Below are 8376 nucleotides of genomic sequence, written 5' to 3' on the forward strand. Positions count from 1 at the left end.
GTCTGGCGCAGGGTGTGCTGGCGGCGATCGGCCTGCTGGCTCTTATTGCCGCCGCACTGCTGCTGAGCGGTCAGGCCGGCTGGCGCGGCGCGCTGAACCCGGCACTACTGTCCAACGCTCTGGCCCTGCTGCTGGGGGTGGGCTTTGCCGAGGAGCTGCTGTTCCGCGGCTGGCTCTGGGGCGAGCTGGAGCTGCTGCTGCCGGCGCGGGGAGCGCTGGGGCTGCAGGCGCTGCTGTTCGCGCTGGTGCATCCCTGGTATCGCAGCGGCGGCGCCAGCGGCCTGGCGCTGCTGGGCGGGCTCACCCTGCTGGGGCTGGCCCTGGCGCGGCTGCGCCTCCGCCAGGGGGGCAGCCTCTGGGGGGCGATCGGCCTGCACGGCGGCCTGGTGGGCGGCTGGTTCGTGGTGCAGCACGGCCTGCTGCAGATCACGGCCACGGCACCGGCCTGGCTGGTGGGCCCCGGCCAGGGCGATGTGAATCCGCTGGGTGGGCTGCTGGGCTGGCTGGGNNTGGTGCTGCTGCTGGCGCGGGGCTAGTTGCTGGTGGTCAAGCTCATGCCCAGGGGCGAGCTCTCCGGTTCAGCGCACCGCCGTGGCCAGGGCGGCCCTCCCCTCCACCGGCGCATGCAGGGCCTCCTGCAGCGGCGCTTTGCCGTAGTCGCGCTCCAGCAGATCCATCACCGTGCGGCCGAAATCGGCCGGATTGCGCTCGAACGCCTCCAGGCAGATGCGCCCGAAGGTGTGGCCCATCGGCTCGGGATTCCAGAGCAGCTGCCGCGCCGTCCACGGCGCCATGCTCATCGGGTTGTAGCCGGGCTTGATCAGCCCCTGCTCAAAGCCGTACTGCTCCAGGTGGGTGTGCGGCTGCAGGCCGATGAAGAAGATCGCCGGCTCCACCACCTCCGCCCCGAAGATCCGCTCCAGCTCGCGGTGGTAGGCCACCGTCTGGCGGATCGTCTCGGGCCGCTCGTCGATCACGTTGAACGAGTAGTTCACCGACACGTGCTCGCGGAAGCCGGCCCGCGCCAGCAGACGGCAGTTCTCCAGCACGGTGCGCAGGTTGTAGCCCATGCGCATCTTGCGCACCAGCTCCTGGCTGCCGGAGGTGATGCCGATCTCGAAGTAGCTCATGCCCGTGGCCACCATCAGCTCGGCCAGCTCGGCATCGAGATTGTCGGCCCGGATGTAGGCCGCCCAGCGGATGTCGCTCCAGCCTTCAGCCTGGATCGCCCGCAGCAGCGCCTTGGCATCCTCAATGTATCGGCGCGCCGGAATGAACTGGGCATCGGTGAACCAGAACCCCCGCACACCCCGTGCATACAGCTGACGCATCTCGGCGATCACCTCCTCCACCGGGTTGACACGCACCGCCTTGCCCTCCACCACGGTGTAGACGCAGTAGCAGCAGTTGTGGGGGCAGCCGCGCTTGGTCTGCACACCCACGTAGAAGTCGCCGCCGTCGAGATACCAATCCAGCTGCGGCCAGATCGAGGCGATATAGCCGTAATCGCAGGCGGTTTTCTCCATGCCCGCCGGCTGCTCGTGGATCAGCCCCGGCCGCGGCGACTCTCCCGCCACGAAGCAGCGCTCGCTCTCGAGCGACTCGCCGCGGATCAGCTTCTCCAGCAGCGGCTCTCCCTCGCCCACCGACACCACCGTGCCGCGGGGCAGCTGACGGCCCAGCTGCTCGTAGAACACACTCACGGCGCCGCCGCCGATCACCGCCCGCGCCGCGGGGTTGTGGCGCCGCGCCCAGCGCAGGCCCCGGCGCACCAGGCGCAGGTTGCGCCAGAGCTCCCCGTAGAACGAACGCATCAGCTGCAGCCCGCCAAGAGCCCCCCGCAGCCGCTTGAGCGGATTGCGGGCATAGAACACCTCGAAGGAGTGCTGCAGCGGGTTGCCGCTGCGGCCGTCCACCGGCGCGTAGATCTGGATGTCGCGCCAGGAGAACACCAGCAGCGACGGCCGGAACGCCTCCACCTCAGCCCGCAGGGCCGCTTCCACATCCAGCAGCGGCACCGCTGCGAGATCGAGGATCCGCTGCGGCAGCTCCGGAAACAGCTTGTGCAGATGATCGGCCAGATACACCGGCCCGATCGGGAAGATCGGGTTGCAGGGCAGGCGCACCAGCAGCACGCGGTGATCGCTCACGGCTGATTTCCCGCTCCACTCCGGATCGGACGCTAACAATCCATCCCCAGCCGCTGGGACACCGCCGCCGCCTGCCGCTGCAGCCGCCGCGGCAGGCAGGCCAGCCACTCGCGGTGCACGCACAGCGCGGCAGCAGCCGCCAGCCCGCCGCCGCCAGGCGCTCCGCCAGGGCCCCGGTGCCGGGCTGGGGGTAGGCGGGGTTGATCACATCCTGCAGATCGAGGCCGCCGAGATCGTCGATGCCGGCCTCCAGCGCCTCGATGAGCCGATCGGGCGGCCAGAGGTTGGGCGGCAGCTGCAGATGCACCTCCTCCGGCAGCACCTGCCGCGCCACGGCGATCAGCCCCAGGAGGTCATCCACCTCGTGCGCGGCCAAGGGGCCGGCAGCCGCTCCCCCCGGCCGCCAGGGCTGCAGGATCACCTCCTGGATGTGGCCCCAGTGCCGTTGCAGCAGGGCCAGCAGTTCCAGCGCCTCGCGCCGCTCCGCCGCGCTCTCGCCCAGCCCGAGCAGCAGGCCGGTAGTGAAGGGGATACCCAGGCGGCCCGCCTGCTCGATCTGGATCAGCCGCTGCTCCAGCGTCTTGCTGGGGGCATGGCGGTGCCGGGCATCGACGGCCGGCCCGAGGCCCTCCAGCATCAGGCCCATGGAGGGATTGCGCCGGCCCAGCGCCGCCATCTCCCGCCGCGACAGGGGACCGGCGTTGGTGTGGGGCAGGCGCCCTGCCTCCAGCGCCAGGTGGCTCAGCCTGAGCAGGCGGCCGAACCAGGCCGCCCGGCCCGGCGCCCCCGGCGCCACCTCGCCGCTGAGCAGGAGCACCTCGGCAGCCTGGGCCGCGCCCGCAGCAGGGCCAGGGCGTCGACATCGCCCAGGGCGTCGCCCGGCAGCCCGTCAGGGGCAGGGCTCAACGACGGCGGGTGACGGAAGCTGCAGTAGTCGCAGGCGTTGAAGCACTGACGCGTGGGCACCAGCGTGACGCTCGGGCTCCAGGTGATCAGGCGGGAACGAGGCATCCAGGAGGGCTCAGACAGAGCTGCCGGGAGGGCCGAGCCAGTCCCGGGCGAAATTCGGGAACGCTTCTTCACAAACCCCGCAATGTTCCGTTACAGTCCCGGATGACGGGGTTCCGTCCGGCGGATTCCCGCCCTCCATACCCGTTCCTCTGGAACATTCCTTCTCGTTCTCATGACCACCACTCTCCAGCAGCGCTCCGGCGCCTCCAGCTGGCAGCAGTTCTGCGATTGGGTCACCTCCACCAACAACCGCCTCTACGTGGGCTGGTTCGGTGTGCTGATGATCCCCACCCTGCTGGCTGCGACCATCTGCTTCATCGTGGCGTTCATCGCCGCCCCTCCCGTCGACATCGACGGCATCCGTGAGCCCGTTGCCGGCTCCCTGATCTACGGCAACAACATCATCTCCGGCGCTGTTGTGCTTCCAGCAACGCCATCGGTCTGCACTTCTATCCCATCTGGGAAGCCGCCAGCCTCGACGAGTGGCTGTACAACGGCGGTCCTTACCAGCTGGTGGTGTTCCACTTCCTGATCGGCGTCTTCTGCTACATGGGCCGTGAGTGGGAACTCTCCTACCGGCTCGGCATGCGCCCCTGGATCTGCGTGGCCTACAGCGCTCCTGTGGCCGCCGCCTCGGCTGTGTTCCTAGTCTATCCCTTCGGTCAGGGCTCCTTCTCCGACGGCATGCCCCTCGGCATCAGCGGCACCTTCAACTTCATGTTGGTGTTCCAGGCTGAGCACAACATCCTGATGCACCCCTTCCACATGCTGGGTGTGGCCGGTGTGTTCGGCGGCAGCCTGTTCTCCGCCATGCACGGCTCGCTGGTGACCAGCTCGCTGGTGCGTGAGACCACCGAAACCGAGAGCCAGAACTACGGCTACAAGTTCGGCCAAGAGGAAGAGACCTACAACATCGTGGCTGCCCACGGTTACTTCGGTCGCCTGATCTTCCAGTACGCCAGCTTCAACAACAGCCGCAGCCTGCACTTCTTCTTGGCTGCCTGGCCGGTGGTGGGCATCTGGTTCACCTCCATGGGCATCAGCACCATGGCGTTCAACCTGAACGGCTTCAACTTCAACCAGTCGATCCTGGATTCCCAGGGCAAGGTGATCAACACCTGGGCAGACGTGCTGAACCGCGCCAACCTGGGCATGGAAGTGATGCACGAGCGCAACGCTCACAACTTCCCGCTCGACCTGGCGGCTGTCGAAGCCACCCCCGTAGCTCTGACCGCCCCCTCGATTGGCTGAGGCCCATCAGCCCGGCTGAGGCCGAACGGCCTGCCGAAGACCGAGAGCCCGGGAGCTCTCCTGCATCGAGCCCCCGCCCTGGCGGGGGCTTTTCCATGGCCGCCGATCGACTGCCGGGTCAGCGTGGCTGCAGTCGGCTCCATAGGATTTCCGCTGCCCCTGCGTGATGTCTTGCCCTCCGCGTGGCGTCGACTCCTCTCCCCCCTGCTGCTGGCCCTGCTGATCGGCTGCAGCCCTGATCGGCGTCCGCGGGCGGGGCCCACGGCCGCACGCCCCCTGGTGCTCACCACCTTCACGGTGCTGGCCGACATGGCCCGCAACGTGGCGGGCGATCGCCTGGAGGTGCGCTCGATCACCCGCCTGGGGGCCGAGATCCATGGCTATGAACCCACCCCCAGCGACATCGAGGCGGCCCAGGGTGCCGATCTGATCGTGGAGAACGGCCTGGGGCTCGAGCGCTGGGCCGAGCGCTTCGTCCGCTCTGTCGGTGACGTGCCGACCGTCACCCTCGCCGATGGCATCACCCCCCTGCTGATCGAGGGGGATGCCTATGCCGGCAAGCCCAATCCGCACGCCTGGATGTCGCCGCGCCGCGCCCAGCGGTATGTGGATCGGCTGGTTGACGCTTTCGCCGAACTCGATCCCGCTGGCTCAGCCACCTACAGGGCCAACGGCGAGGCCTACAAGCGCCAGCTCGGCCAGCTGGATGCCGAGCTGCGCACTGCCCTGGAGGCTGTGCCGCCGCGGCAGAGGCTGCTGGTGAGCTGCGAGGGGGCCTTTTCCTACCTGGCGCGTGACTACGGGCTGGAGGAGGCCTATCTGTGGCAGGTGAACGCCGAATCCCAGGTCACCCCTCGCCGGATGGCCCGCCTGATCGACACCGTGAAGCAGCGGCAGGTACCGGCGGTGTTCTGCGAGAGCACCGTGAGCAACAAGTCCCAGCTGGAGGTCGCCCGGGCGGCCGGCAGTCGCTACGGCGGTACGTTCTTCGTGGACTCTCTCTCGGGACCCTCCGGCCCTGCCCCCAGCTTGCTTGCTCTGCAGCGCCACAACGTGAGCCTGATCGTGCGGGGCCTGGGCCCCGCAGGTGAGAGCCGGTGAACCGCATCGAAGTCGACCAGCTCTGCGTTGACTACAACGGGGTGGTCGCCCTCCACGACGCCACGCTGAGCCTGCGGCCGGATGCATCTGCGGCCTGGTGGGCATGAACGGGGCGGGCAAATCCACCCTGTTCAAGGCGCTCACGGGCTTCGTGCGGCCCTCGCGCGGGCGAATCCGGATCAACGGCGTGCCGGTGCTGCGGGCCCAGCGGGATCAGGCGGTGGCCTATGTGCCCCAGAACGAGGGGATCGACAGCAGCTTTCCGATCTCCGTGTGGGAGGTGGTGATGATGGGCGCTACGGCTCGATGAATCTGCTGCGGCTGCCGCGGGCTTCCGATCGTCTGGCCGTGCGTGAGGCCCTGCAGCGGGTCGATCTGCTCGATCTGCGCGACCGTCCCATCGGCGCCCTCTCCGGGGGCCAGCGCAAGCGCACCTTCATCGCCCGCGCCATCGCTCAGCGGGCTTCGGTGCTGCTGCTCGATGAGCCCTTCAACGGCGTCGACGTGCGCACCGAGAAGCTGATGGCCGAGCTGTTCCTGCAGTTCCGCCAGGAGGGCCGCACCATCCTGATCTCCACCCACGACCTCAGCCACGTGCGCGACTTCTGCGATCTGGTGGTGCTGATCAACAAGACCGTGCTGGCCTACGGCGAGACCTCCGAGGTGTTCACCCCCGAGAACCTGGCCCTCACCTTCGGCGGTCTGCCCCCCGAGCTGCTCAGTGCTCCAGCCACCTCCATCGAGAGCGAGCCATGAATCTGCTTCTGGAACCCCTGAGCCACGACTTCATGGTGCGCGCGCTGCTGGTCAGCGCCCTGGTGGGCAGCGTCTGCGGCCTGCTCTCCTGCTACATGACCCTCAAGGGCTGGGCTCTGATGGGCGATGCCGTGAGCCACGCGGTGATGCCCGGCGTGGTGCTGGCCTACGCCCTGGGGCTGCCCTTCTCGCTGGGAGCCTTCGTGTTCGGTGTGGGCTCGGTGGCCCTGATCGGCTTTGTGAAGCAGAAGTCGCGCATCAAGGAAGACACCGTGATCGGCCTGGTGTTCACGGGATTCTTCGCCCTGGGCCTGGTGCTGGTCTCGAAGGTGCGCAGCAACATCGACCTCACCCACATCTTGTTCGGCAACGTGCTCGGCATCTCCGGTGACGACATCCGCCAGACGCTGCTGATCTCGCTTCTGGTGGTGGTCGTGCTGCTGGTGCTGCGGCGCGACCTGCTGCTGTTCTGCTTCGATCCCACCCACGCCCGCTCGATCGGCATCAACACCGGCCTGCTGCACTACACCCTGCTCTCGGCCCTTTCCCTGGCGGCGGTGGTCNGTCTGCAGACCGTGGGCATCATCCTGGTGGTGGCGATGCTGGTGACCCCGGGGGCCACCGCCTATCTGCTCACCGACCGCTTCGACCGCATGACTCTGCTGGCCATCGCCAGCAGCGTGCTCTCCAGCGTGCTGGGCATCACCATCAGCTACTGGAGCGACAGTTCCACCGCCGGCTGCATCGTGCTGGTGCAGACCGGCCTGTTCCTGATGGCTTTCCTGTTCGCTCCCCGCTACGGCATCCTGAAGGGCCCTCGCTCTCAGGCTCCCTAGGCGTGTCGGATCAGTCCTGGCCCTGGTGGCCGCTGCTGCCGCTCTATCCCTATGGCCGCCGGCGCACCTTGGTGCGGGAGCTGATCCCCGCTCAGGTGTGGAGCTTCGAGCAGCTCCAGGGGGTGCTCTATGTGGCGGTGCCAATCCGCATGACCGTGGTGCGACTGCGCCGCGGCCTGCTGCTCTACGCCCCGGTGGCACCCACCGGCGAGGTGCTTGCCGCCCTGCACCGGCTCGAGCAGCAGCATGGAGCGGTGTGCACGATCGTGCTGCCCACCAGCTCAGGCCTGGAGCACAAGCTTCCCGTGCCGGCCATGGCCCGTGCCTTCCCCGAGGCCACGGTGTGGGTGACGCCGCGGCAGTGGAGCTTTCCGCTGTCCCTCCCCACCAGCTGGCTGGGCTTTCCGGCCTGCCGGACCCGGGTGCTGTTCGAACAGGGGCTGCCCCACGCCGACGAACTCACCTGGCTGCCGCTGGGGCCGCTCGACCTGGGCCTGGGAACCTTCATGGAGGTGGCCTGCCTGCATCGCGCCAGCGGCAGCCTGCTGGTCACCGATGCCTGGTGGGGATCCCCAGCGAGCCCCCGGAGCTGTTCAGCGCCGATCCCACCCCGCTGCTGTTCCACGCCCGCGACCGCGGCGACCAGCCGCTCGAGGACTCCCCCGAGCAGCGGCGGCGCGGCTGGTGGCGGCTGGTGCTGTTCGCGTCGTACCTGCGGCCCGACCGGCTCCTTGTGCCGTCGTGGTGGGAGGTGCTGCGCCAGGCGATGCGCCCGGGGGTGCGGCAGGCGCGCGCCTATTTCGGCCTCTATCCCTTCCGCTGGCAGGACGACTGGGAAGCGGAGTTCGCCCAGTTGGTGCCCCCCGGAGCGCCGCGCCTGCAGGTGGCGCCGGTGCTGGAGCGCCTCGTCTTCCCCAGGGCCCGCGACATCCTGGTGGCCTGGTTGCGGCAGCTGGGCGGCCTGAGCGGCATCCGCCGGCTGATTCCGGCCCACTACGACGCACCGCTCGACTGCTCGGCGGCGCAGCTCATGGAACTGGCTGCGCAGCTGCAAGCCAGGGACTGGGCGCCCGATCAGGCCAGCTGGGCCACCCTGGCGCGCCTCGACCGCATGCTAGTGCGGCTGGGGATCGTGCCCGAGTTGCCCCCGATCTGAGCGGCTCAGAGACGCAGTTCGCCGGGATCGCCGGCCTCGCTGTCGACGCCGCAGCCCAGCAGGCTGGTGTCGAGTTCCATGCGCTGCTCCATCTGGCGCAGGAAGTAGCCGGTCA

At 68.8% G+C, this 8376-nt stretch carries 5 protein-coding genes and 4 pseudogenes; 6 read left to right on the top strand and 3 right to left on the bottom strand.

Annotated elements, in window-relative coordinates:
- Nucleotides 1-536 (top strand): type II CAAX prenyl endopeptidase Rce1 family protein (locus SYNGFB01_RS09020; RefSeq protein ID WP_048017785.1); only part of this gene is annotated, 536 nt, incomplete at its 5' end.
- A 42-nt stretch (nt 537-578) separates the two neighbouring features.
- Here the strand turns inward: SYNGFB01_RS09020 and SYNGFB01_RS09025 are convergent.
- Entirely contained in the window at nt 579-2150 is a 1572-nt protein-coding gene (locus tag SYNGFB01_RS09025) for a photosystem II high light acclimation radical SAM protein (RefSeq protein WP_048017786.1), read from the bottom strand.
- A 32-nt stretch (nt 2151-2182) separates the two neighbouring features.
- Nucleotides 2183-3161 (bottom strand): annotated as a pseudogene (gene cofG, locus SYNGFB01_RS09030) (7,8-didemethyl-8-hydroxy-5-deazariboflavin synthase subunit CofG).
- A 172-nt stretch (nt 3162-3333) separates the two neighbouring features.
- Here cofG and psbA point away from each other — a divergent pair.
- The 5 genes and pseudogenes from psbA to SYNGFB01_RS09055 all read left to right on the top strand — a co-directional run bounded on the left by psbA (nt 3334) and on the right by SYNGFB01_RS09055 (nt 8261).
- Nucleotides 3334-4412, top strand: a pseudogene (psbA, locus tag SYNGFB01_RS09035) (photosystem II q(b) protein).
- Between the two features lie 171 nt (nt 4413-4583).
- Entirely contained in the window at nt 4584-5513 is a 930-nt protein-coding gene (locus SYNGFB01_RS09040; RefSeq protein ID WP_053068419.1) for a metal ABC transporter substrate-binding protein, read from the top strand.
- Nucleotides 5510-6269: pseudogene (locus tag SYNGFB01_RS09045) on the top strand (metal ABC transporter ATP-binding protein). Before SYNGFB01_RS09040 ends, SYNGFB01_RS09045 begins: the two are co-directional and overlap by 4 nt.
- Complete coding sequence (locus SYNGFB01_RS09050) at nt 6266-7105, top strand: metal ABC transporter permease (protein WP_048017787.1); 840 nt, start codon at nt 6266-6268, stop codon at nt 7103-7105. The pseudogene SYNGFB01_RS09045 and the gene SYNGFB01_RS09050 overlap by 4 nt, the downstream one beginning before the upstream one ends.
- A gap of 2 nt (nt 7106-7107) precedes the next feature.
- Nucleotides 7108-8261: pseudogene (locus tag SYNGFB01_RS09055) on the top strand (DUF4336 domain-containing protein).
- A gap of 5 nt (nt 8262-8266) precedes the next feature.
- Here SYNGFB01_RS09055 and SYNGFB01_RS14300 read toward each other — a convergent pair.
- The coding region (locus SYNGFB01_RS14300; protein ID WP_152669601.1) for a DUF760 domain-containing protein at nt 8267-8376 on the bottom strand (110 nt) is incomplete at its 5' end.

The sequence above is a fragment of the Synechococcus sp. GFB01 genome, assembly GCF_001039265.1.
Lineage (GTDB): Bacteria > Cyanobacteriota > Cyanobacteriia > PCC-6307 > Cyanobiaceae > NIES-981.